The sequence below is a fragment of the Rosenbergiella australiborealis genome, from assembly GCF_018494035.1.
GTDB lineage: Bacteria > Pseudomonadota > Gammaproteobacteria > Enterobacterales > Enterobacteriaceae > Rosenbergiella > Rosenbergiella australiborealis.
Genome location: NZ_JABBFO010000017.1, coordinates 1 through 21,955, shown reverse-complemented (window position 1 = coordinate 21,955; position 21,955 = coordinate 1). Strand labels below are relative to the sequence as shown.

Below are 21,955 nucleotides of genomic sequence, written 5' to 3'. Positions count from 1 at the left end.
TAACGCTCGGCGCTGACATCAGAAAATTGTCTCTTCTTTAAATACGCACCAAGATAATGCGATGCACCGTAATGACGCCCCATTATCGCTGCTCAAGTTCTTCAAGATGTAAATAGCTCTCCGCAATCTTATGTATCCGCTGGCGTCCTGACTCGAGCGTTGAGTGAAGTAATGAATTGGCAATTAAGGTGACAAAACTCATTGCTGCACTGTAGCAATCAAACGCCGATACACTCTCCAAGGGGGTGGAAAATTGCCAAGTAGCGAGACCTTGAATACTCAATGCTTGTGGCTCTGACAGGGTAATAACGGGAACCGCTTGTCGTTGAAGTTGTTGTAACAGTTTCTTGATCACCGCTGGTCGCCGACGAAAGGCAATAACAATCACAATATCCTCAGCCCCATAATCCACTAATTCTTCAGAAAGGGTTTGGCCGGGAGTAGGAAATAAACTGACCCGTGAACGCACTTGAATTAACTGCGAACGCAGGTGTAAGGCCACCGGATAAGCGTTACGATAACCAATAATGCCGATTTGCCGTGCCTGACTCATAGCCGTAATCGCCGCCGAAAAATCATCAGCCCCCAGTTGGGTTGTCCAAGCCAGTAGATTTGCCATCTCCTGCTTATAGTGTCGTGCAAGTAGGGTATCCCCATGTACGATATCTCGTGGTTCAGTTAAGGGCATCCCACTTTGACGGAGCAAGCGTAACTCTTCATACATATCCTTATACTTTTCGTAACCAAGCCGTTTAAACAATCGACTGACCGTGGCTTTAGAGACACCGCTGACCCTTGCTAACTCAGCACTGTTATAACTGATCAAATCATCAAAATGGTCGACAACAAAATCGGCTACACGCTTCTCTTGTGGGGTCAAACTCTCATAATGGCTAGCTAATCGCTGGTTTAAAGGGGTCATGTCTACTCCTGTAACAAACATTTCACTGTATTAAGCAGGATTTAGACCACTCTGAAATTTTTTTTTCATCTCGGTACAAAATTTGCTTAGCCAATCACTTTGCATCACGCGGATAGGCAATAATGAGACACAGCAATGTAGCTCCAAATGGAATGGTGGTCACACCACATCACTTAGCGAGTCATAGCGCCTTAGCAATTTTACGCCAGGGAGGTAATGCGATTGAGGCGATGGTCGCTGCCGCGGCCACAATTGCGGTCGTTTATCCTCATATGAATGGGTTAGGAGGAGATGGATTTTGGCTAATTGTTCCCCCAGAAGGCGAACCCATTGCCATTGATGCCAGTGGCGCGGCAGGTTCATTAGCCACATTAGAACGTTATCAAGCGATGGCAACTATTCCCTTTCGGGGTCCACAAGCAGCATTAACCGTTGCGGGAACCGTCAGTGGCTGGCAACGTGCTTTAGAATATGCAAACGAGCACTTCTCCCATTCTCTTCCGCTCTCCACGCTTTTGGCCGATGCCATTCAATACGCCGAATCAGGTATTCCCGTTACCGCTTCGCAAGCGGCGGCAACGAAAAATAAGGCCAGTGAACTGGTAGATCTCCCCGGGTTTAGCGATATATATCTTCCTGATCATCAAGTCCCTTCCGCCGGGGACTGTTTACGTCAGCCCGACCTAGCTATAAGCTTACGCGCTTTAGTGAAAGACGGATTAGAGAGTTTTTACCGTGGGCCTTTGGGTGAAAAAATCACGGCAGGAATGGAAACATTAGGGATGCCGATTACCGGCTCAGATCTTGCTGAGCATCATGCCCAATTTAAAACACCTCTTAGCATCAAACACTCTTGCGGATCGATCTATAATCTTGCCCCTCCAACTCAAGGGGTAGTCTCACTGGCTATGCTCGGTATTCTTGATCGCTTGGACATTTCAGCCTGCGACGAAATACAAACCATTCACCGTATTGTTGAAGCAACAAAATTAGCTTTTTCACTACGAGACCAATATGTAACGGACCCTCGGGACGTTTCAATCGATCTTCAGCAACTACTGAGCGCACCTTATCTCGACCAACTGAGCCAACAGCTTAATACCGAACAAGCTGCACCGTGGGGAGAGCCATTATTGCCGGGCGATACCGTATGGATGGGCGTCACGGATAAAGCCGGTTACTCTGTCTCTTTTATTCAAAGTATTTACCATGAATTTGGAAGTGGTGTCGTTATTCCCGAGACAGGCATTATATGGCAAAACCGAGGTGCCGCTTTTAGCCTGCAACCAGGACATCCACGGTGCTTAGCCCCTAAAAAATACCCATTCCATACCCTCAACCCTGCTGCCGCAAAACTGCATGATGGCCGAACATTGGTCTATGGTTCAATGGGAGGAGATGGGCAGCCACAAACACAAGCCACGCTTTTCACTCGCTATGTTCAACAGCACTTCTCCTTACAAGAGGCGATTAGTGCTCCTCGCTGGTTACTCGGTAGAACATGGGGAAATGCCTCCGATTCATTGAAACTCGAAGCGCGTTTTAGCGAAGAAACCTATCAAGGATTACGTGCGTTGGGACACCTTACAGAAAGATTAGATGCGTGGAGTGAAGCAACCGGACACGCGGGCGCTATTGTGCGCCATCCTAATGGCTTTGTTGAGGGGGCCAGTGATCCTCGCAGCAACGGTAGTGCTGCCGGTTATTAAGGAAAAACGATGAACAAAACTATTGATTGGCCAAGTTATATTGAACAAATGAGTTTATTACTCAATCTGGAACTCGATGAAGCAAGGCGTACTGAATTAGCCTTACAATTGGATCGTATCGCAGAAATTGCAGCGCCTTTGATGGCCTACCCACTTGATGAACGTCAGGAGATCGGCGGGGTATGGAAACTATGAATTATGCTTCATTAACCCTAAGCGCCCTCCATCAACAGTGGGTTACAAAACGGGTAAGCGCGGTAGAAATTACCGACTATTATCTCGCTGCTATTGATGCTAAGAATCCAGCACTCAATGCTTGGACAACTATTACCGCTTCAAGAGCACGAAATTGTGCTGAAAAATTAGATAAACAGCGCAATGCTGGAGACTCTTTTGGTCCACTTGCTGCTATCCCTTACGCTGTAAAAAATCTGTTTGATGTCAAAGACGAGATAACCTTAGCAGGGGCTGAACTCTTTAGTCAGCGCCCAGCGGCATCTGAAGATGCTTGGGCGATACAACAACTGGATAAATCCGGTGCCATCCTAACCGGTATGTTAAATATGGATGCTTACGCTTATGGCTTTACCACAGAAAATAGCCACTATGGCGCCTGTCATAATCCGCTAGATACCACCCGTATCGCTGGCGGTTCATCGGGGGGGTCCGCTGCAGCCGTAGCAGCAGGATTAACCCATTTCTCACTGGGCACCGATACCAACGGTTCTATCCGTGTTCCCTCCTCCCTATGCGGGGTATTTGGATTAAAACCAACCTTTGGCCGTCTTTCACGTCGGGGGAGCCACCCCTTTGTTGCTAGTCTTGATCATATTGGACCTTTAGCACGTCACGTCGAAGATCTGGCGCTAGTGTATGACCAACTACAAGGACACGACGCCTATGATCGTTTTCAGTCTAACCACCCGGTCAACAGAGTCTCAGAACAGTTAGGTAAGCATAAAAAACCCATACGCGTAGCAGTGCTCGGGGGGTACTTCTCTCAGTGGGCAGATGACCAAGCCCGAGCCGTCACGAAACAGGTTGCCAACGCATTAGGCGCCGATCACGAAGTGGAATTAGTCGATGCTGAACTGGCAAGATCCGCCGCCTTCCTTCTTACCGCAAGCGAGGGAGGTAGTCACTACCTTAATGCGTTACGCGAAATGCCAGAGCGTTTTGAAGCTAATTCGCGCGAACGCTTATTAGCCGGGTGCATGTTACCGGCTAGTTGGTCTATCCAAGCACAACGCTTTCGCGAACATTTTACCCGCCAAGTACTATCACTGTTTGAAGGTGTCGATCTCCTCATTGCCCCGGCGACTCCTTGTGCGGCAACCCCGATCGGACAAGCCTCAATAGAGATCCAAGGAAAAATAGTGCCAACTAAAGCCAGTATGGGGATGCTTGCGCAACCCATCTCTTTTGTCGGATTGCCCGTATGTACCGCCCCAGTGAGAACGAAAGAGGGATTATCAATCGGTGTACAGCTTATTGCCGCACCTTACCAAGAAGCGGTGGCTCTAGAAGCCGCTTGGCAATTAGAACAAGCCGGAATCACGCTACACCATACATTTTAGGACGTGAGTTATGCAAGAAGAAAGTATTAACCAGCCAGCAGTTGTCGCCGAAGTTGAACTGCAATTTGCACGCTATGAGCGCGCATTAACGACTAATGATACCGAAGTGCTTGATGAGTTATTTTTTCATAGCCCCTATACCGTGCGCCTAGGCGCGGGAGAGAACCTTTATGGTATTGAAGAGATCCAAGCGTTTCGGGCAAGTCGTCCCGCTGTCAATTTAGACCGCTGTTTACGAAATACGGTTATTACCACCTACGGTGAAACAATAGCCGTCTGTAGTACCGAGTTTACGCGCGAGACTACTGATAAGGTGGGCCGCCAACAACAGACATGGATTAAGTTTCCGCAGGGATGGCGTATCGTTGCTGCCCACGTGAGTTTGATGAGTTAAAACAGGGGGGGATGTCCCCCCCTACGACTTAAGGTGCTGGGTGATGCGCGACCCAATGCTCAGCGATTTGTTGGCGCGTACAAATCCAAACATCTTCATATTGCTGAATATGGTCTAAAAAGCGTTGCAAAGCACGGAATTTTCCGGGGCGGCCTAACAATCGACAATGCATACCGATTGATAGCATTTTTGGGGAGGTCGCCCCCTCTTCATAAAGAACATCGAAACTATCACGTAGATAAGTATAAAACTGTTCAGCGGTATTGAAACCTTGCGGGGTCGCAAAGCGCATATCGTTACATTCCAATGTGTAAGGTATCACCAGATGAGAATGTTGTTCTCCATCTTGCGTCGTGACTGGCATCCAGAAAGGTAAATCATCGCCATAGTAATCACTATCATAAAGATAATCACCACGCTCAACTAATAAACGCCGTGTATTCGGACTGTCTCGACCGGTATACCAGCCCACTGGCTTTTTACCCAGTAATTCAGTTAAGACGGCAGTCGCTTTTTCCATATGTTCCGCTTCTTGCTCGGTTGACATCCCTTGATAGTGGATCCATCGCCAACCATGACTGACAACATCATAATCAGCGTCACGAATAGCGTTGACTATTTCTGGATGGCGAGCTAAGGCCATTGCTACACCAAAGATCGTCAGAGGAAGTCCACGTCGTTGAAATTCTTGATGAATACGCCAAAACCCTGCGCGAGAACCATACTCATAAAGGGAATCCATCGACATATGGCGCTCAGGATAACTGGCCGCACCAATAATATCTGACAGAAATTGTTCAGACCCCGCATCACCATGTTCAACGTGATTCTCTCCGCCCTCCTCATAGTTAAGAACAAATTGTACGGCAACTCGCGCGTTATTTGGCCAGACCACTGTCGGTGGATTTCCCGCGTAGCCAATCAGATCTCGAGAATATTCTTCACTAAGAAGACCTTTGATAATCTCACTACCCTTCATCTACAATACTCCATGAATCAAAAACACTATCGTGAAACGATTGTTGCAAAGCGTATGCCAACTCCCTGATTATTTCGCTTAAGTAACAATATTACTTCCAGCAGCCGACCTAAGGCCTAACTATGACTATTAAATTACGCCCCCTTGAACGTGAAGATCTTCGTTTCGTCCATCAGTTAGACAATAATGCCACCGTAATGCGTTATTGGTTTGAAGAGCCTTATGAGGCCTTTGTCGAGCTCTCTGACCTCTACGATAAACATATTCACGACCAGAGCGAGCGCCGTTTTGTGGTCGAACACGAAGGGGAAAAAGTCGGCTTAGTTGAGCTGGTGGAAATCAATCATATTCACCGACGCGCCGAATTTCAGATAATTATTGCTCCTGAACATCAAGGAAAAGGATTAGCGAACAAAGCGACTCGAGCCGCTATGGATTATGGTTTTTCTGTATTAAATTTATATAAACTCTACCTAATTGTGGATAAAGAGAATAAGAAAGCTATTCATATTTATTCAAAATTAGGCTTTGAAACCGAAGGGATTTTAAAACAAGAGTTCTTTATCAATGGTACCTACCGCGATACCTTACGGATGTGTATTTTTCAACCACAATATCTGGCGAAATTTCATGGCGGCAATGACCATCATTCATTATTACCGCCTACTGCACAGTAGCCATTAAGCTCGACAAGAAACTTAAAATACTTAACCAAATAAACTACTTAAGTATCGTTCTAATGCTACGCGAGAACTAAAGCCATGAGGAATTCCATAGTGCTCTTGGCTATCGCCTGCGAGGTAGACCGGGAATTTTTTATAATGGTCGCTGATTTTTAAATCAGAAGTTGGGTCAGCGAAATGTTGACTCCGCTCTTTTAGCGTAGGATGAATCACCAATGCCGTTCTTCCCAATCGTGCCTCACGGTTAACGTAGACATAGTGGTCGGCGCGGCGATAACCGTAGGTCTTGGCGGTCACGACGTCGACTTCAAATCCTGCTTTTTCGAGTACCTTCGCGACTTCATCAGGTCGTAAATACATAAATAAAAACTCCTTAATATTTTATCAGCGAACTCTACCCCAACGTCATTAGCATGTAGTTCAGATCATTCGGAATTTTCCCTAAGATTATACAAAATTGAAAAGCTGTCTATAATTATTAACACAAATTCAAATCTTGGAGAGTATGATGGCTAAGAAATTACAACAATATGATTTACCAGAAGATAATGCCGACGTTCAAGAGCTGGCTGACTCGTTAGAAGCATTATTAAACTCGTATGGTGATGAGGCTCAAGAGGGAATTGACGAGGCGCGTAGTAACGCCGAGCGCCTATTAAAGAAAACGCGAGCAAGTTTTGAAGAAGGTAAAAAATCTCTCAAAGAAAATTTATGTGACTCAGGTTGCCAAGCGACCCAATGGGTACAAGATAACCCTGCTTCTGCCCTCGGGATCACCGCTGCAGTAGGTTTTGTTTTTGGACTGCTCCTGTCACGTCGCTAAGTCTGGCTAAATCCGTCACTGACTTCCTTCACCAGCGTTTATACGCTGGTTTTTTTATCTCGATTTCTCCGTCCAATTCCACATCAAAGTAGTTTCTATAGTAATAATTAGCATTAAATATATAAATATTATTAATCTATTGAAACAATTTACCTAACCGCTTGTCCTCGTTAAGAAAATTCCTATTTCAATGCATAGATATGCAAAATTAATTGCATAAAAAGGTTGTTAATCAGTTTGAGTATGGTAGCTTTAAATATCAAAAAATATCGGAATGAAACTAAATCGATGATTACATAGATAATATTGGGAATTTACTGTAAACATGACAATAAAACTTCAAGTCAAAAATTTGCATAAAATTTTTGGTAATAACCCTGAACGAGCTTACAAGCTGCTCGAACAAGGGGATGATAAAGAAACCATTCTCGATAAAACGGGGTTATCCGTTGGGGTCAATAATGTTGACCTGACCATTCACGAAGGTGAGATTTTCGTGATCATGGGACTTTCCGGATCGGGCAAATCCACCTTAGTCAGACTGTTAAACCGCTTAATCACTCCAAGCCGTGGGCAAGTTTTGATCGACGGTGAGGATATCGCGCAAGTTTCAGAAAAAAAATTACGCGAAATTCGACGAACTAAAATCAGTATGGTCTTCCAATCCTTTGCTCTGATGCCACATATGTCAGTTATTGATAACACCGCTTTTGGTATGACATTAGCGGGTGTGGACAAAACACAGCGACTGAGTAAAGCATTAGAAGCCCTTCGCCAAGTGGGTCTAGAAAAATATGCCCAAGCCTTTCCTGATCAACTCTCTGGAGGGATGCGGCAACGAGTAGGCCTTGCGAGAGCTTTAGCAAATGATCCTGATATTCTGCTGATGGACGAAGCCTTCTCGGCTCTTGACCCGTTAATCCGTACCGAAATGCAGGATGAATTGGTCAAGTTACAATCTCAACAACAGCGTACCATTGTCTTTATCTCACATGATCTTGATGAAGCAATGCGTATCGGTGACCGTATCGCGATTATGCAAAATGGCAAAGTCGTACAAGTCGGCACACCTGATGAAATCCTCAATCAACCGGCTAATGCTTATGTGGAGACCTTTTTCCGAGGTGTCGATATTAGTCAGGTCTTTAGTGCAAAAGATATTGCCAGACCCGCTACGGGATCAATTATCCACCGCGTCGCAGGATTAGGCCCTAAATCTGCACTGAAATTATTGACTGATCATGATCGCGATTATGGCTACGTACTGAATAAACAACACTTTGACGGGATTGTCACCGCAGAGAGTTTACAACGTGCAGTCAACGATAATTTACCCCTTGAACACGCATATTTATCTCATCTTGCTCCTTTGCAGGCACAAACGTCATTAAGTGATCTTTTTACTCCGGTCGCTGATGCACCCTGCGCGCTACCCGTCGTGGACGAGGGGCAAAAGTTTTTAGGTATTATTTCAAAAAGCACACTATTAAAAGCACTCAATCGGGAGGCCGGTAACTCATGAGCACAACAAGCAACGATCCTTGGAGCACGAGTTCAGACGCCACCGCCAGCGCCGATCCTTGGGGAGGTACAAGCGGGAGTTCGACGAGTCCCTCGACCACCACACCAGCACATGACGATTGGCTAAATAGCGTGCCGGTTGAGCATCATGCTTTCTCTTTCAGCGATCCTTTTCACAACACGCTTATTCCCTTGGACCATTGGGTAACGGTAGCCATCAACGGATTGGTTAACCATTGTCGCCCGATATTCCAAGGCATACGTGTGCCAATTGATTACATTCTTAGCCACTTCCAACAACTACTCACTCATATCCCTGCTCCGGCAGCAATTATCCTTTTTGCTCTCATTGCTTGGCAGCTGACTTCGGCACGGATGGGAATTGGTACGCTGTTGGCGCTTATCTTTATCGGATGCATTGGCGTCTGGAACGATGCGATGATTACACTTGCATTAGTGCTCACTTCTTTGTTCTTCTGCCTATTCATTGGATTACCTCTTGGTATTGTTTTAGCGCGTAGTGATCGGGCAGCAAAAATCGTACGGCCATTACTCGATGCCATGCAAACTACCCCAGCCTTTGTTTATTTAGTACCAATTGTCATGCTATTCGGGATTGGGAATGTGCCTGGTGTTGTCGTCACCATTATTTTTGCTGTCCCTCCTATCATTCGTTTGACAATATTAGGAATAAAACACGTCCCCGAAGATCTGATCGAAGCGAGTCAATCGTTTGGTGCCAGTCCCCGGCAAATGCTTTTCAAAGTGCAACTACCAATTGCGATGCCCTCTATTATGGCTGGAATTAACCAAACGCTTATGCTGGCGCTGTCTATGGTCGTGATTGCCTCGATGATTGCTGTGGGGGGGCTAGGACAGATGGTATTACGCGGTATTGGTCGTCTCGATATGGGGCAAGCTTCTATCGGCGGTGTTGGTATTGTTATCCTGGCAATTATTTTAGATCGTCTCACCCAATCCTTTGGTATCGATAAACGTGATAAGCGTAGTAATCGCTGGTATCAAACGGGGCCTATAGGCCTGCTCACCGCTCCATTTCGTAAATCCACTCACCACTGAGAACTGACTATGCGTAAATTTATACTCACTTCCGCCGCCATAACTCTGTTTGCCAGCATCGGCGCACAAGCAACTGATCTCCCCGGTCAAGGAAAGGTCGTCAAACCTATTCAAAGTACACTGACTGAAGAAACCTTTCAGACGCTAATCGTTAGTCGGGCACTAGAGAAATTGGGGTATACCGTTGCCGCACCAGAAGAAGTGGATTACAACGTTGGCTACACTTCAATTGCAAAAGGCGATGCCACATTTATGGCCGTAAACTGGCAACCTTTGCAAGAAAATATGTTCGATGCCGCGGGGGGAGATAAGGCTTTTTATCGTGAAGGCCATTATGTCACCGGTGCTGCACAAGGTTATTTGATCGATAAGAAAACTGCAGACCAGTACCACATCACTAATATTGAACAGTTAAAGGATCCTAAGATTGCTAAACTGTTCGACAGTAATGGTGATGGTCGTGCCGACCTTACCGGATGTACTCCTGGCTGGGGCTGTGACACGGTCATTTCTTACCAAATGAAGGCCTATCATCTCGACCAAACCGTTGCCAATAACCAAGGTAACTATGCAGCAATGATGGCTGATACAATCACTCGCTTTCAGCAAGGTAAACCGGTTCTCTATTACACATGGACACCTTTCTGGGTCAGTGATGTACTCAAACCCGGAAAAGATGTCGTGTGGTTAGAGGTTCCCTTCTCCGCCGACCCACAAAAAACAGATACCGCATTGCCGAATGGTAAAAATTACGGTTTTCCTGTGAACAGTATTAATATTATTGCGAACAAACAGTGGGCGGAAAAGAACCCGGCTGCGGCCAAACTCTTCGCTGAAATGAAACTTCCTTTAGCGGACATTAATGCTGAAAATGCGGCGATGCGCGCTGGGCAAAGTTCTGAAGATGATATTAATCGCCATGTTGATGGATGGATCAAAAACCACCAAGCATTATTTAACCAATGGATTGCTGACGCTTTACGCTAAATCAACCCATCTCTCTAAGGGCCAATTATGGCCCTTTTTTTTTACCATTTTTGGCGTAAACGTTCGCGCTCACAGCCTTCATAATATCCCACTCTATAACCTGATCAGATAATTAGCATAATAGTAGTTATCTAAGTTATTTTATCACTGGTAATTAGTTTCGATCTATGACAACGTTACCGGTTGAGCAATCAGCCATCCTTCTGCACTTCGCAGCAGTGGTGTGTCCGTATAGATGTGAATATGAGGTGTAACTTGGATAGTTCTTTTGAACCCATTGAAAAAATGTTAGCCAATTTGTCGCTGCGCCATGACAATTATCCGGTAAGCGTAGTGCTATTGACCCGTTTACATATGCATATCCAGACTAAACTCCTTGAAAACCGGAATAAAATGCTCAAAGAGCGCGGGTTGAATGACACTATTTTCAGTGCACTGCTCACCTTAGATGCATGCGAGAATCAAAGTATTCAGCCTTCCGAACTGAGTTCTGCGCTGGGCTCTTCTCGGACAAATGCGACACGAGTCGCCGATGAACTTCAAAAACGGGGCTGGGTAGAACGCCGAGAGAGTGAGAATGATCGTCGTTGCCTTCATTTACATCTCACCGATGCTGGATACGAATTTCTTTGTGAAATATTGCCTCCTCAATACGAGAATTTTCAAGAAATATGGGGTGTTCTTTCACAGGAAGAACAACAACAATTAGAGTCTATTTATCGTAAACTACTGAATCATCTAGATACTTTTCCCCATTCTTCAACGCCAGATGACCAATAGAATCTCTCGTGCAGATACTCTAATTAAATAAATAAAACTATTGATTGATACACTTCAGCTCAGGTTGAAGTGTTTTTTTTATCCGCTATTTATTGCAGGTTTATCGTTATGAATGCTACTGAGACATCGTCAACCCAACCCTCTTCACCGTCAAAAAAACGTAAACCTTTGCTGATGCTATTGCTGATTGCGAGCGTTGTTGTTGCAATAGCTTATGGACTCTATTGGTTTTTCGTTTTAAGCCACCAGCAAGAAACCGATGATGCCTATGTTGCCGGTAATCAAATCCAAATTTCGCCACAAGTATCAGGAAGCGTAACAAAGGTTTGGTTCGACAATACAGATCTGGTACATAAAGGTGATATTCTTGTTTCGCTAGACAAAACAGATGCCATTCAAGCCTTGAACAAGGCAGAAACAGCACTTGCAAGCAGTGTGCGCCAAGTCCGACAATTAATGATCAATAGCCACCAATACCAAGCCAATATTGCCTTGAAACGTACGGCATTTGCACAAGCTGAAGCCGACCTTCAGCGTCGTGAACCCCTGGCTCAGCGTCAATTGATTGGTAGAGAAGAGTTGCAGCACGCCAAAGATGCGGCAGACAGTGCGAGGGCTTCACTTGAAGTTGCTATCCAACAATTTAATGCCAACCAAGCAATGATATTGGATACTCCCTTGGATCAACAACCTCTCATCCAGCAAAGTGCAGCAGCAGTACGGGATGCCTGGCTAGCATTACAACGTACCGACATCCGCAGTCCACTTGATGGTTATATTTCTCGGCGAAGTGTCCAAGTCGGTTCACAAATTACGCCAAGTAGTGCACTGATGGCGGTCGTACCAAGTCAAGACTTGTGGATTGATGCTAATTTTAAAGAAACACAACTCTCAGCGGTCAGAATTGGTCAGCCCGCAGTAATAACGACTGATATTTATGGGGATAATATTACCTATCATGGTCATGTGGTCGGTCTGGATATGGGAACGGGGAGTGCCTTTTCTTTGCTTCCGGCACAAAATGCCAGCGGTAACTGGATTAAAGTAGTTCAACGTTTACCTGTAAGGATTTCGATTGATCCGCACGATCTAAAAAAATATCCCTTACGTATTGGACTTTCGACGCAAGTAACAATCAATATTAGTGATACGTCCGGTCACGTTTTAGCTAACGTGATGCGCGAACATCCTGCCTACGAAAGTGACGCCTTAACTTTACAGTTACAGCAAGCGGATCACATTATTCAGCAAATCATTACCGCTAATGCAGGGTAATCGTCATGGCATATAATGAAAGGCAGCCCTTAGCTCGAGGGCAACTAATATTAATGACGATTGCGCTCTCACTGGCCACCTTTATGCAGGTGCTAGATTCGACAATTGCCAATGTCGCCATACCCACGATTGCCGGAGACTTAGGCGCATCGAACACACAGGGAACATGGGTTATTACCTCGTTTGGTGTGGCCAATGCGATTTCAATTCCCTTAACCGGGTGGCTGGCGCGACGTTTTGGCGAAGTAAAGCTATTCATTGCCTCTACTGCCGCATTTGCGCTCGCCTCTTGGGCATGCGGGATGTCGACCAATCTCACTATGCTCATTTTTTTTCGCGTGATACAAGGGATAGTCGCTGGCCCGCTTATTCCTCTTTCCCAAAGTCTATTGCTCAATAACTACCCTCCCGCAAAACGCAGTATGGCAATGTCACTCTGGGCAATGACGGTTATTGTCGCACCGATTTGTGGCCCTATACTGGGAGGGTGGATTAGTGATAACTATCATTGGGGATGGATTTTCTTTATCAACGTTCCTATCGGCGTAGTCGTTGTGTTATTAGCCATTAAGACCCTAGGGCAACGCGATACTCCGACTCGTAAACAACCGATAGATGTCGTCGGACTAGTTATGCTCACCCTCGGTATCGGCTGTTTGCAAGTCATGCTCGATAGAGGCAAAGAGCTAGACTGGTTCAGCTCAACAGAAATCATTACGCTAACGGTTGTCGCGATAGTGGCTTTACTGATCCTGATCATTTGGGAGTTAACAGATGAACATCCGATCATTGATCTTTCACTGTTTAAATCGCGAAACTTTACCATCGGCTGTGGTTCAATTAGCTTAGCTTACATGCTCTACTTCGGAACTATCGTCTTGTTACCACAGTTATTGCAGGAAGTGTTCGGTTATACAGCCACTTGGGCAGGACTGGCCTCTGCGCCAGTGGGGATACTTCCGGTTATCTTATCCCCGATTATCGGTCGTTTTGCTCCGCGCATCGATATGCGTTACTTAGTCACATTCAGCTTTATTATGTATGCCATCTGTTTTTATTGGCGAGCTTATACATTTGAGCCGGGTATGAGCTTTGCTGATGCCGCTTGGCCTCAGTTTATTCAGGGGTTCGCCGTTGCATGCTTTTTTATGCCATTAACGACCATTACCTTATCTGGCCTTCCGGCAGAACGAATTGCCGCTGCATCGGGGTTATCTAATTTTATACGTACATTAGGAGGGTCGATCGGTACTTCAATTACGACCACCCTTTGGACGGATCGAGAAGCGATACACCATAATCAATTAACAGAATCAATTAATGTTTATAATCCTAACGCGCAACAAAGCTATCACCAACTCGAATCCTTAGGGCTAAGCCACCAGCAAGCATCCAGCTATATTGCACAGCAAATCACTAATCAGGGATTAATTATCTCTGCTAACGAAATTTTTTGGGCCGCAGGAGGCATTTTTGTCGTGCTTTTAGTCGTAATCTGGTTCGCAAAACCGCCTTTCCATTCCGGTGGCAGTGGCGGAGGTGCCCACTAAAAACGAGATTTTCTGCGAATGTAGGTGATTTAAGGTAACGGGTATTAGCGAATAATTTTTTCACCCTATCCCGTCTACCGGATCGTAACACCCACACACGTATTCTTGTATTGTGTAGTAGAAACCCCATTAAAAAAGGGCTCACGATAACGTGAACCCTTTTTACCCCTATAACAAGCTAACGTCCCGATTCAGCGTGAGCTTGTGGGGGCTTATTAGGCTTTCTGTTGGCGCCACCATTCACCTAACAAGATTCCAGCAGCCACTGATACATTCAGACTTTCAATGTTTCCAGTACCACCAATCGATACACTGACATCACCTTGGCGTAACGTTTCTTCATGTAAACCTTCCCCTTCTTGGCCTAACACAATAACTGTTTTAGCAGGAAAAGCCATGTTTGCCAGAGGCTGCCCTTCGTGGCTTGACGTAGTGACAATGGAATACCCCGCACGACGGAAAGCATCAAGGCCTTGGTGGAAAGATGGAGCGGTAACCGCACGTACGTGTTCAGCGCCACCTTCTGCAGTTCTTACTGCTGCACCGGATTCAAGTAAATTGGCATCATTAACCAAAATAGCTTTTGCACCAAAGTGGGCACAACTACGCATAATCGCCCCAAGATTATGTGGATTACCCACATTTTCTAACGCCATTACGCAATCTTTATCTTCAGCCTGAGCCAGCCACGCGGCAACATCCAGACCAGTTTGCTTTTTGATGATAAAGCAAACACCGCCATGATGCTCAGTACCTGCAGCTTTCACTAGCTCAGCATCGTCAACAACATGATAGGCTTTGCGGTTTGCCGCTAACCAACGCAAGGTTTCACGAAAACGAGGGGTAACGCTTTGAACAAACCACGCACGGACAATGGCTTCGGGTCGACTTAGAAATAATGCTTGGCATGCATTTTCGCCATAAACACGGGTCTCTTCTTGACGCTGACGGCGAAGTTGCTCAGGATCGATATAACTTTTTGCCGTCAATCCTTCATCAGTCGTCACTTCGGGTAAAGATTCATTTTTTTCTGAGGGACGTTTAGAAACTGTACGCCACGGAGAATCATTACGGTGTGACGCACTATCATCGCGACGGGCAGAAAACCCCCCACGGCGCGAAGAAGAGTCACCACGGTGAGACGATGCATCATCACGACGCGAAGAGGAAGATGAACGACGATCTGTCGGTGCCTTGCGATCCGGGGTACGACCTCCTTTCCCAGTGCGCGGATTACCACTATTACGCGAGGAAGTTGCCTCTTCACCGCGAACATACATTACTTTTACTTTGCTACTTTTACTTTTATTTTCGTCGTTCATCACATTCTCCTGTTACTGAGCGCGCAGATTACCTGATGTCCGCCCGCTTAGCTATCTTCTTTACTGGTGAATTAACAATCACCGTCTCATAAATCGATAGATTGCGTAGCATCCCCCATAGAACTCAATTAAACTATTTTTTTTATCCAGTATCGACTCTTTATGACCCATCATAATGCCGTATTACAACTCCGGGCACAGCGCTTAGCAAAAGCGACTCGTCCCTTTCTTGCCCGCGGCAATCGCGTTAGCCGTTGTCAGAACTGTCTGCTCCCTGCCGCTAATTGCCTTTGTGCCACGATACAACCTCAAATAGCAAGAAGCCGCTTCTGCCTAATGATGTATGATACCGAGCCACTAAAACCGAGTAATACCGGAAGATTGATTGCAGACATTCTCCCAGATACCCTCGCTTACCAATGGTCGAGAACTGAATTTGACAGCAAGGATGCTCTGCTCACTCTCACAAATGAGTATCAACCTTTAGTGGTCTTTCCTGCCAGTTATGCAGAACCGCATAGAGAGGTTTTACATCAACCGCCTCTCACAGGAAAACCGCCTTTATTTATTATGTTAGATGGAACTTGGAGCGAAGCTCGCAAAATGTTTCGTAAAAGCCCGTGGCTCAACGCATTTCCAGTCATCTCTGTCGATGTTGCTAAGCCAAGCCAATATACCCTACGAGAAGCACATAGTGCTGAGCACCACTGTACCGCAGAGATTGCTGCCGCATTACTTGCTCAGGCTGGGGACACGTTGGCAGCAGAGAGCTTATACCAACATTTCTCCCTCTTCCGGGAACGATACCTAGCGGGTAAGCCTCATCATCCTATCCACGCCCGAAAAAATAACGATTGTTAAGGTCACCGCTAGCGGAGGAGCTATGAGCCAAGCCGGATTAGAAGCTTTACTAAAGCCAACGTCGATTGCTGTGATCGGCGCATCACAGAAAGTCGGCCGAGCTGGCCATCTCATGATGAAAAATTTATTAGCGGGAGGATTCTCTGGGGCAATATTACCCGTTAATCCTCGCTATTCGGCCGTATGTGGTGTAATGGCTTATGCGAATATAGATACCCTACCTCTAATTCCCGATTTAGCAATTCTCTGTACTCACGCTCGACGTTTAGCTCAGATAATCGACGAATTAGGAAAGAAAGGATGCCGGAGTTGCATTATTCTCTCCGCTTCAAAAGAGCATTTTACAGCACTATTAACACAGGCTTCCCGCTGGAACATGCGACTTTTAGGGCCAAATAGTCTGGGGCTCATTGCGCCGTATCAAGGACTCAATGCCAGTTTTTCTCCCGTCCCTGTCGCACGAGGTAATGTCGCGTTTATTGCACAGTCAACAGCGGTTGCAAATACCATTCTCGATTGGGCGCAACAACGAAATGTTGGGTTTTCCTGGTTCATCGCTCTTGGTGAAGGCGTAGACATTGATAGTGACGATCTGCTCGATTTTTTAGCACGCGATACAAAAACGCATGCTATTTTAATCGCACTTGAACATCTTCACGATGCCCGACGGTTTGTTTCTGCATCACGCAGTGCCTCACGTAACAAACCGATTGTGATGTTTAAAAGTGGGCGAAGCCGTGCTGCCCGACGATTAGTGGGTAACGAAGAGACCTTCGACGGTACTTGGGATGCAGCCATTCAGCGTGCTGGGATGTTACGCGTTTATGACTCACACGAATTATTTTCTGCCGTAGAGTCTTTGAGCCATATGCGTCATTTTAATGGCGAGTCGCTATTTATTGTAAGCAATGGCGTTGCACCGGCAGCATTGGCACTCGATGTTCTTGAAGAACGTCAAGGTAAGCTTCTCACACTCTCCGCCGAAACCCTCCAACGTCTCCAAGCCTGTTTACCTGAAAATATCCCGATAACTAATCCTCTTGACTTAAAAGATGATGCCACCACCCAGCTTTATCTAGACGTCATTGCTATATTGCTTGATAGCGCGGAAACCGAAGCCATTATGGTGATACATGCCCCTAGCGCCGTTTCCTCAGCAACCGACTGTGCAGAAAAATTATCCGCGCTGTATAACCAACATCCTCGAGCAAAATATAAAACACTATTAACAAACTGGTGCGGTGAGTTCTCATCACAAGGTGCACGTACTATTTTTTCGCAAGCCAAAATCCCGACTTGGCGAACACCCGAAGGCACAGTTACTGCCTTTATGCACCGAGTCGCCTATTATCGCAATCAAAAACAACTCAGGGAAACCCCCGCGAGACTGGCGATACAACCCCTAGGCCGAATGGAAGTCCGTAAATATTTACAACAACAACTCAATGGTAATAAAACGCTTCTACAAGGTAATGAATTAATTAGCCTCTTACACGACTATGGCTTTCCACATGCGGATAATTCAAGAAAAGATCGCTTCGAGCCGAATAGTCAACGAGTACGGATAGTGGTTCAACATGATCCTCTATTTGGCCCAATCATTCTATTAGGTGAACAGGGTGAAATGTGGCATGAAGATAGACAAGCTGTGACGGCGTTGTTCCCCCTTAATATGGCATTAGCTAACCACCTAGTTACGCAGGGAATACTTCAAAATAAAATCTTTCGGCGATGGGAAGTTCGCCCAGAACATCTCTATCAGTTATGTCAAACACTGGTGCAACTTTCAGATTTAATTATTGATTGTCCAGAAATCAATCACTGCCAAATTGAGCTGTATGTCGATAAACAACACCCATTATCGTTAATCGATGCACAACTCACCCTCAAGTCATTTGAGGGGGATAGTGAAGATCGACTCGCGATTCGTCCCTACCCTCAAAAATTTGAGCAGTGGGTTGAGTTGAACGACGGTAGACGGGCGCTATTTCGACCGATTCTTCCGGAAGATGAACCACAACTTCTAGCATTCATTGGTAAAGTCACAAAAGAGGATCTCTATTATCGTTATTTTAGTGAAATCAATGAATTTACCCATGACGATCTCGCCACTATGACGCAAATTGACTATGACCGTGAAATGGCTTTTGTTGCTGTCATTCAAGAAAAAGGAATCGATACGATCATTGGAGTAACTCGCGCTATCTCAGATAGTGATAACATCGATGCGGAATTTTCAATATTAGTGCGTTCAGACTTGAAGCGATTGGGGCTAGGAAAAAAATTGCTCGAAAAGATGATAACTTACACTCGAGATCATGGTTTACAACAACTAAATGGTATTACTATGCCCAACAATACTGGGATGATTGCCCTCGCTAAAAAACTTGGTTTCAGTTGTAAAAATAATGTGGAAGACGGCATTGTTAGCTTACGGTTACCGTTAGATCCACACAGAAATAGCCATTGTTAAGCTTTTTGATGGTATAGTTACGGGTTAAGATTCCCTTGTTTTATCATGTTTTCGATCCTTAATAGAAGAAGCGTAATGCGATGTTGTCAAAAATTAAAATGAATTCTCACCAGCGATACCTTGCAGAACTCCCAAAACTGCCGCAATCAATCACTGATTTTTCATTTTTGTATTCCGCAGCGGAGTTTCATCATACGCTTTTAGACAAAATAGCACAGGCACAATATAGAATTTGCCTTGTTGCTCTCTATCTTGAAAATGATGAAGCTGGGCAATCAATAATGAACGCGCTTTATCAAGCCAAGCAACATAATCCGCAATTGGACATCAGTATTTGTGTTGATTGGCATAGGGCGCAACGTGGCCGTATTGGTGCTGCGCGCGGAGAAACGAATGCAGATTGGTATTGCCAGTTAGCCGAACAAGCTGGGGAATTAGCGATTCCCGTTTTTGGCATTCCAGTAAATACTCGCGAGGCATTAGGTGTACTGCATCTCAAAGGATTCATTTTTGATGATACGGTACTTTATAGCGGTGCCAGTATCAATAATGTGTATCTTCAACAAGATCAGCGCTATCGATATGACCGTTATCAGGTTTTAAAAAATCCTACTCTCGCAGGGATCATGTTTGACTGGATCAATAGTAATCTGAAGCAATCTGATGCAGTTCACCGTCTTGATCTTAAGGATCGCCCAACAAGCCTTGAGATCAAAAGCGAAACAAAAATTTTCCGCCAAGAACTAAGAACGTTTAACTACGAATTTGATGATTTAGCAAACGAAGAGCAACTTTCAGTCACTCCTCTTGCCGGTCTAGGAAAACGTAGTCTTCTTAACCAAACCATTTTTCATTTAATGCCCGCAACTGAAAAAAAATTGGTGATTTGTACCCCGTACTTTAATCTCCCTGCGATTTTGGTACGACATATCATTCGCCTTTTACGACAAGGTAAAGAGGTCGAAATTATCGTGGGAGATAAGACAGCGAATGACTTTTATATTCCTCCTGAAGAACCCTTTAAAATTATCGGTGCATTACCTTATCTTTATGAAATAAACTTACGCCGTTTTGCCAGCCGACTACAATATTATTTAGATAATGACCGGCTGACGATCCGCTTATGGCAAGACGGTACGAATAGCTATCACCTCAAAGGTATTTGGGTAGATGAAGAGTGGATGTTACTCACTGGGAATAACCTGAATCCTAGGGCATGGCGCTTAGATCTTGAGAATGCGATTTTAGTTCATGACCCACAACATCAGTTGGCTGAACAGAAACGTAAAGAACTGACACTGATCCGCGAGCATACGACAATATTGAAGCAATTTCACGATTTAGAAAGTATCGCTGAGTATCCAAACAGGATTAAAAAGCTGATTCGCCGTCTACGCCGTATCAGGATTGATAAGCTAATAAGTCGTATTCTGTAATAGATACCTGCCAGTCACCTGGCAGGTACTCCCTATTTATCTATAATCTCTCTACCTTTTCCTTATTTGGTAACGTTAAGCTAATTAGTAGTACAACGACGCCCATTGCCGCGACATACCAAAAAAAACTCGATTCATGACCGCTCTGCTTAAGTGAGAGTGCAACGAACTCTGCTGAGCCACCGAATATAGCGTTACCAATTGCGTAAGGTAGACCAACTCCTAACGCTCTGAGCTGTGGTGGAAATAGCTCGGCTTTCAATAGCCCACTGATCGCTGTATAAAAGCTACAAATCACTAGAGCCAGGAAAATGAGCAAAAAAACAACGCCCAAATTATGACTTACAGGAAGATAGCTCATAATAGGAACGGTGAACAATAGTAGACACACTGCGAAAATGATGACAGAAGCCTTACGACCTATTTTATCTGATAGAGCCCCTGCCAGAGGCTGTAAAACCATAAAGGCAAGTAGAGCACCAGTCATCAGCATACTGCTTGTTTTGGCATCCAATCCAATTGTATTGATCAAGTACTTTTGCATATAGGTCGTAAATGTGTAAAAACTTAATGACCCACCTGCCGTAATACCAATCACTTTAATAAAAGGACGCCAATGAAATCGTAGTAGATAGGATAAACTACCTGCATGTTTATCTATTCGTTGTTGTTCATCACTCGTTTCATGCAGGGATTTTCTTAACCATAACGCAATAATAGACAGCCCAGCACCAATCAGAAAAGGAATTCGCCATCCCCAACGGTGTAAGTTTTCATCACTAATGATATGTTGTAGGATAACAACCGTTAGTACGGCCATAAGCTGCCCACCAATTAAGGTGACATATTGAAATGAGGAGTAAAATCCTTTTTTACCTTCTGTCGCTATTTCGCTCATATAAGTCGCACTTGCGCCGTATTCCCCACCAACAGAAAGTCCTTGTAACATTCTGACGAGCAAAAGTAATATCGGAGCAACTAAACCAATACGATCATATCCTGGCAAACAAGCAATCACTAGCGATCCAAAGCACATCATATAGACGGAAATAAGCATCGATTTTTTTCGACCAAAACGATCACCAATAAACCCAAATAACCATCCACCAATTGGTCTCATCAAAAAACCTGCGGCAAATACACCCGCGGTTTGTAATAGCTGTGTTGTGCTATCGCTATGAGGAAAAAATGTATGGGCAAAATAGATGGAAAAAAATGAGTAGACGTAAAAGTCGAACCATTCAACTAAATTTCCTGAAGAGGCTCCTACAATAGCTCTAATTCTTTGTAGTTCGTTTAGTCCTGTAACGGGGGACGTTACATTCAATTTATTCATAGCGGGAGTCCCTACTTATTCGATTTATTATTTAATGATTAAACAGAATAAGAGGTTGATACATAATGTAAAATTATGTTTTCTAATGATGTGAATAGTATTAGTCAAATTTTTACTACTGTGATTTCCGAATGCAAAAAGGCCATCCGTGAGGATGGCCTTTTTGTCTGTTTGGATGCCTGGCAGTTCCCTACTCTCGCATGGGGAGACCCCACACTACCATCGGCGCTACGGCGTTTCACTTCTG

General features: G+C 44.9%; 20 protein-coding genes. 15 read left to right on the top strand and 5 right to left on the bottom strand.

Features of this window, described 5'->3' with window-relative positions; all coding sequences use genetic code 11:
* Positions 1 to 82: 82 nt before the first annotated feature.
* Entirely contained in the window at positions 83 to 922 is an 840-nt protein-coding gene (locus tag HGT73_RS13585; protein ID WP_214215801.1) for a MurR/RpiR family transcriptional regulator, read from the bottom strand.
* Between the two features lie 122 nt (positions 923 to 1,044).
* Between HGT73_RS13585 and HGT73_RS13580 the strand changes: the two genes are divergently transcribed.
* The 4 genes from HGT73_RS13580 to hpxZ are packed head-to-tail and all read left to right on the top strand — an operon-like array spanning position 1,045 to position 4,602.
* Entirely contained in the window at positions 1,045 to 2,631 is a 1,587-nt protein-coding gene (locus HGT73_RS13580) for a gamma-glutamyltransferase family protein (RefSeq protein ID WP_214215800.1), read from the top strand.
* A 9-nt stretch (positions 2,632 to 2,640) separates the two neighbouring features.
* Complete coding sequence (hpxX, locus tag HGT73_RS13575) at positions 2,641 to 2,826, top strand: oxalurate catabolism protein HpxX (protein ID WP_214215799.1); 186 nt, start codon at positions 2,641 to 2,643, stop codon at positions 2,824 to 2,826.
* The gene (locus tag HGT73_RS13570) at positions 2,823 to 4,208 is read left to right on the top strand and encodes an AtzE family amidohydrolase (RefSeq protein WP_214215826.1); all 1,386 of its coding nucleotides are present in this window, start codon (positions 2,823 to 2,825) and stop codon (positions 4,206 to 4,208) included. Before hpxX ends, HGT73_RS13570 begins: the two co-directional genes overlap by 4 nt.
* Before the next feature lie 10 nt (positions 4,209 to 4,218).
* Positions 4,219 to 4,602 (top strand): oxalurate catabolism protein HpxZ, encoded by a 384-nt coding sequence (hpxZ, locus tag HGT73_RS13565; protein ID WP_214215798.1) that lies wholly within the window; start codon positions 4,219 to 4,221, stop codon positions 4,600 to 4,602.
* A 28-nt stretch (positions 4,603 to 4,630) separates the two neighbouring features.
* Here hpxZ and puuE read toward each other — a convergent pair whose 3' ends face one another.
* Entirely contained in the window at positions 4,631 to 5,581 is a 951-nt protein-coding gene (puuE, locus tag HGT73_RS13560; protein WP_214215797.1) for an allantoinase PuuE, read from the bottom strand.
* A gap of 122 nt (positions 5,582 to 5,703) precedes the next feature.
* On the opposite strand from puuE, the gene speG reads away from it, so the two are divergent.
* Positions 5,704 to 6,258, top strand: a complete 555-nt coding sequence (speG, locus tag HGT73_RS13555) for a spermidine N1-acetyltransferase (protein ID WP_214215796.1) — start codon at positions 5,704 to 5,706, stop codon at positions 6,256 to 6,258.
* A gap of 30 nt (positions 6,259 to 6,288) precedes the next feature.
* Here speG and HGT73_RS13550 read toward each other — a convergent pair whose 3' ends face one another.
* Positions 6,289 to 6,624, bottom strand: coding sequence for a DUF2002 family protein (locus HGT73_RS13550; protein WP_214215795.1), 336 nt, complete (start codon positions 6,622 to 6,624; stop codon positions 6,289 to 6,291).
* 145 nt (positions 6,625 to 6,769) lie between these two features.
* Here HGT73_RS13550 and HGT73_RS13545 point away from each other — a divergent pair, with 145 nt between their 5' ends.
* The 7 genes from HGT73_RS13545 to emrB all read left to right on the top strand — a co-directional run bounded on the left by HGT73_RS13545 (position 6,770) and on the right by emrB (position 14,280).
* Positions 6,770 to 7,087, top strand: coding sequence for a DUF883 family protein (locus HGT73_RS13545; RefSeq protein WP_244968578.1), 318 nt, complete (start codon positions 6,770 to 6,772; stop codon positions 7,085 to 7,087).
* A gap of 325 nt (positions 7,088 to 7,412) precedes the next feature.
* Positions 7,413 to 8,609, top strand: coding sequence for a glycine betaine/L-proline ABC transporter ATP-binding protein ProV (gene proV, locus HGT73_RS13540; RefSeq protein ID WP_214215794.1), 1,197 nt, complete (start codon positions 7,413 to 7,415; stop codon positions 8,607 to 8,609).
* Complete coding sequence (gene proW / locus HGT73_RS13535; RefSeq protein ID WP_214215793.1) at positions 8,606 to 9,688, top strand: glycine betaine/L-proline ABC transporter permease ProW; 1,083 nt, start codon at positions 8,606 to 8,608, stop codon at positions 9,686 to 9,688. Before proV ends, proW begins: the two co-directional genes overlap by 4 nt.
* A 9-nt stretch (positions 9,689 to 9,697) precedes the next feature.
* Complete coding sequence (gene proX / locus HGT73_RS13530; RefSeq protein WP_214215792.1) at positions 9,698 to 10,675, top strand: glycine betaine/L-proline ABC transporter substrate-binding protein ProX; 978 nt, start codon at positions 9,698 to 9,700, stop codon at positions 10,673 to 10,675.
* Positions 10,676 to 10,930: 255 nt separating this feature from the next.
* Entirely contained in the window at positions 10,931 to 11,455 is a 525-nt protein-coding gene (gene mprA, locus HGT73_RS13525; protein ID WP_214215791.1) for a transcriptional repressor MprA, read from the top strand.
* Between the two features lie 108 nt (positions 11,456 to 11,563).
* Positions 11,564 to 12,730, top strand: coding sequence for a multidrug efflux MFS transporter periplasmic adaptor subunit EmrA (gene emrA, locus HGT73_RS13520; protein WP_214215790.1), 1,167 nt, complete (start codon positions 11,564 to 11,566; stop codon positions 12,728 to 12,730).
* A gap of 5 nt (positions 12,731 to 12,735) precedes the next feature.
* On the top strand, positions 12,736 to 14,280 hold the full coding sequence (gene emrB / locus HGT73_RS13515; RefSeq protein ID WP_214215789.1) for a multidrug efflux MFS transporter permease subunit EmrB: 1,545 nt from the start codon (positions 12,736 to 12,738) through the stop codon (positions 14,278 to 14,280).
* Between the two features lie 215 nt (positions 14,281 to 14,495).
* Here emrB and HGT73_RS13510 read toward each other — a convergent pair whose 3' ends face one another.
* Complete coding sequence (locus HGT73_RS13510; protein WP_214215788.1) at positions 14,496 to 15,602, bottom strand: tRNA/rRNA methyltransferase; 1,107 nt, start codon at positions 15,600 to 15,602, stop codon at positions 14,496 to 14,498.
* Between the two features lie 162 nt (positions 15,603 to 15,764).
* On the opposite strand from HGT73_RS13510, the gene HGT73_RS13505 reads away from it, so the two are divergent.
* The 3 genes from HGT73_RS13505 (at position 15,765) to pssA (ending at position 20,372) form a co-directional block, all read left to right on the top strand.
* The gene (locus HGT73_RS13505; RefSeq protein WP_214215787.1) at positions 15,765 to 16,463 is read left to right on the top strand and encodes a tRNA-uridine aminocarboxypropyltransferase; all 699 of its coding nucleotides are present in this window, start codon (positions 15,765 to 15,767) and stop codon (positions 16,461 to 16,463) included.
* A 22-nt stretch (positions 16,464 to 16,485) separates the two neighbouring features.
* The gene (locus HGT73_RS13500) at positions 16,486 to 18,936 is read left to right on the top strand and encodes a bifunctional acetate--CoA ligase family protein/GNAT family N-acetyltransferase (RefSeq protein ID WP_214215786.1); all 2,451 of its coding nucleotides are present in this window, start codon (positions 16,486 to 16,488) and stop codon (positions 18,934 to 18,936) included.
* A gap of 80 nt (positions 18,937 to 19,016) precedes the next feature.
* The gene (pssA, locus tag HGT73_RS13495; RefSeq protein ID WP_214215785.1) at positions 19,017 to 20,372 is read left to right on the top strand and encodes a CDP-diacylglycerol--serine O-phosphatidyltransferase; all 1,356 of its coding nucleotides are present in this window, start codon (positions 19,017 to 19,019) and stop codon (positions 20,370 to 20,372) included.
* Positions 20,373 to 20,412: 40 nt separating this feature from the next.
* Here pssA and HGT73_RS13490 read toward each other — a convergent pair whose 3' ends face one another.
* A complete protein-coding gene (locus HGT73_RS13490) occupies positions 20,413 to 21,708 on the bottom strand; it encodes an MFS family transporter (RefSeq protein WP_214215784.1) in 1,296 nt (431 codons plus the stop codon).
* Positions 21,709 to 21,955 lie beyond the last annotated feature (247 nt).

Excerpts from the sequence above, each read along its gene's own strand:
- HGT73_RS13580 (WP_214215800.1), top strand. The coding sequence starts at position 1,045 with ATGAGACACAGCAATGTAGCTCCAAATGGAATGGTGGTCACACCACAT.
- HGT73_RS13550 (WP_214215795.1), bottom strand. The coding sequence starts at position 6,624 with ATGTATTTACGACCTGATGAAGTCGCGAAGGTACTCGAAAAAGCAGGA.
- proX (WP_214215792.1), top strand. The coding sequence starts at position 9,698 with ATGCGTAAATTTATACTCACTTCCGCCGCCATAACTCTGTTTGCCAGC.
- HGT73_RS13505 (WP_214215787.1), top strand. The coding sequence starts at position 15,765 with ATGACCCATCATAATGCCGTATTACAACTCCGGGCACAGCGCTTAGCA.
- HGT73_RS13545 (WP_244968578.1), top strand. The coding sequence starts at position 6,770 with ATGATGGCTAAGAAATTACAACAATATGATTTACCAGAAGATAATGCC.
- hpxZ (WP_214215798.1), top strand. The coding sequence starts at position 4,219 with ATGCAAGAAGAAAGTATTAACCAGCCAGCAGTTGTCGCCGAAGTTGAA.
- puuE (WP_214215797.1), bottom strand. The coding sequence starts at position 5,581 with ATGAAGGGTAGTGAGATTATCAAAGGTCTTCTTAGTGAAGAATATTCT.
- hpxX (WP_214215799.1), top strand. The coding sequence starts at position 2,641 with ATGAACAAAACTATTGATTGGCCAAGTTATATTGAACAAATGAGTTTA.
- emrB (WP_214215789.1), top strand. The coding sequence starts at position 12,736 with ATGGCATATAATGAAAGGCAGCCCTTAGCTCGAGGGCAACTAATATTA.
- speG (WP_214215796.1), top strand. The coding sequence starts at position 5,704 with ATGACTATTAAATTACGCCCCCTTGAACGTGAAGATCTTCGTTTCGTC.
- HGT73_RS13490 (WP_214215784.1), bottom strand. The coding sequence starts at position 21,708 with ATGAATAAATTGAATGTAACGTCCCCCGTTACAGGACTAAACGAACTA.
- HGT73_RS13570 (WP_214215826.1), top strand. The coding sequence starts at position 2,823 with ATGAATTATGCTTCATTAACCCTAAGCGCCCTCCATCAACAGTGGGTT.
- proV (WP_214215794.1), top strand. The coding sequence starts at position 7,413 with ATGACAATAAAACTTCAAGTCAAAAATTTGCATAAAATTTTTGGTAAT.
- proW (WP_214215793.1), top strand. The coding sequence starts at position 8,606 with ATGAGCACAACAAGCAACGATCCTTGGAGCACGAGTTCAGACGCCACC.
- HGT73_RS13510 (WP_214215788.1), bottom strand. The coding sequence starts at position 15,602 with ATGAACGACGAAAATAAAAGTAAAAGTAGCAAAGTAAAAGTAATGTAT.
- pssA (WP_214215785.1), top strand. The coding sequence starts at position 19,017 with ATGTTGTCAAAAATTAAAATGAATTCTCACCAGCGATACCTTGCAGAA.
- HGT73_RS13500 (WP_214215786.1), top strand. The coding sequence starts at position 16,486 with ATGAGCCAAGCCGGATTAGAAGCTTTACTAAAGCCAACGTCGATTGCT.
- HGT73_RS13585 (WP_214215801.1), bottom strand. The coding sequence starts at position 922 with ATGACCCCTTTAAACCAGCGATTAGCTAGCCATTATGAGAGTTTGACC.
- emrA (WP_214215790.1), top strand. The coding sequence starts at position 11,564 with ATGAATGCTACTGAGACATCGTCAACCCAACCCTCTTCACCGTCAAAA.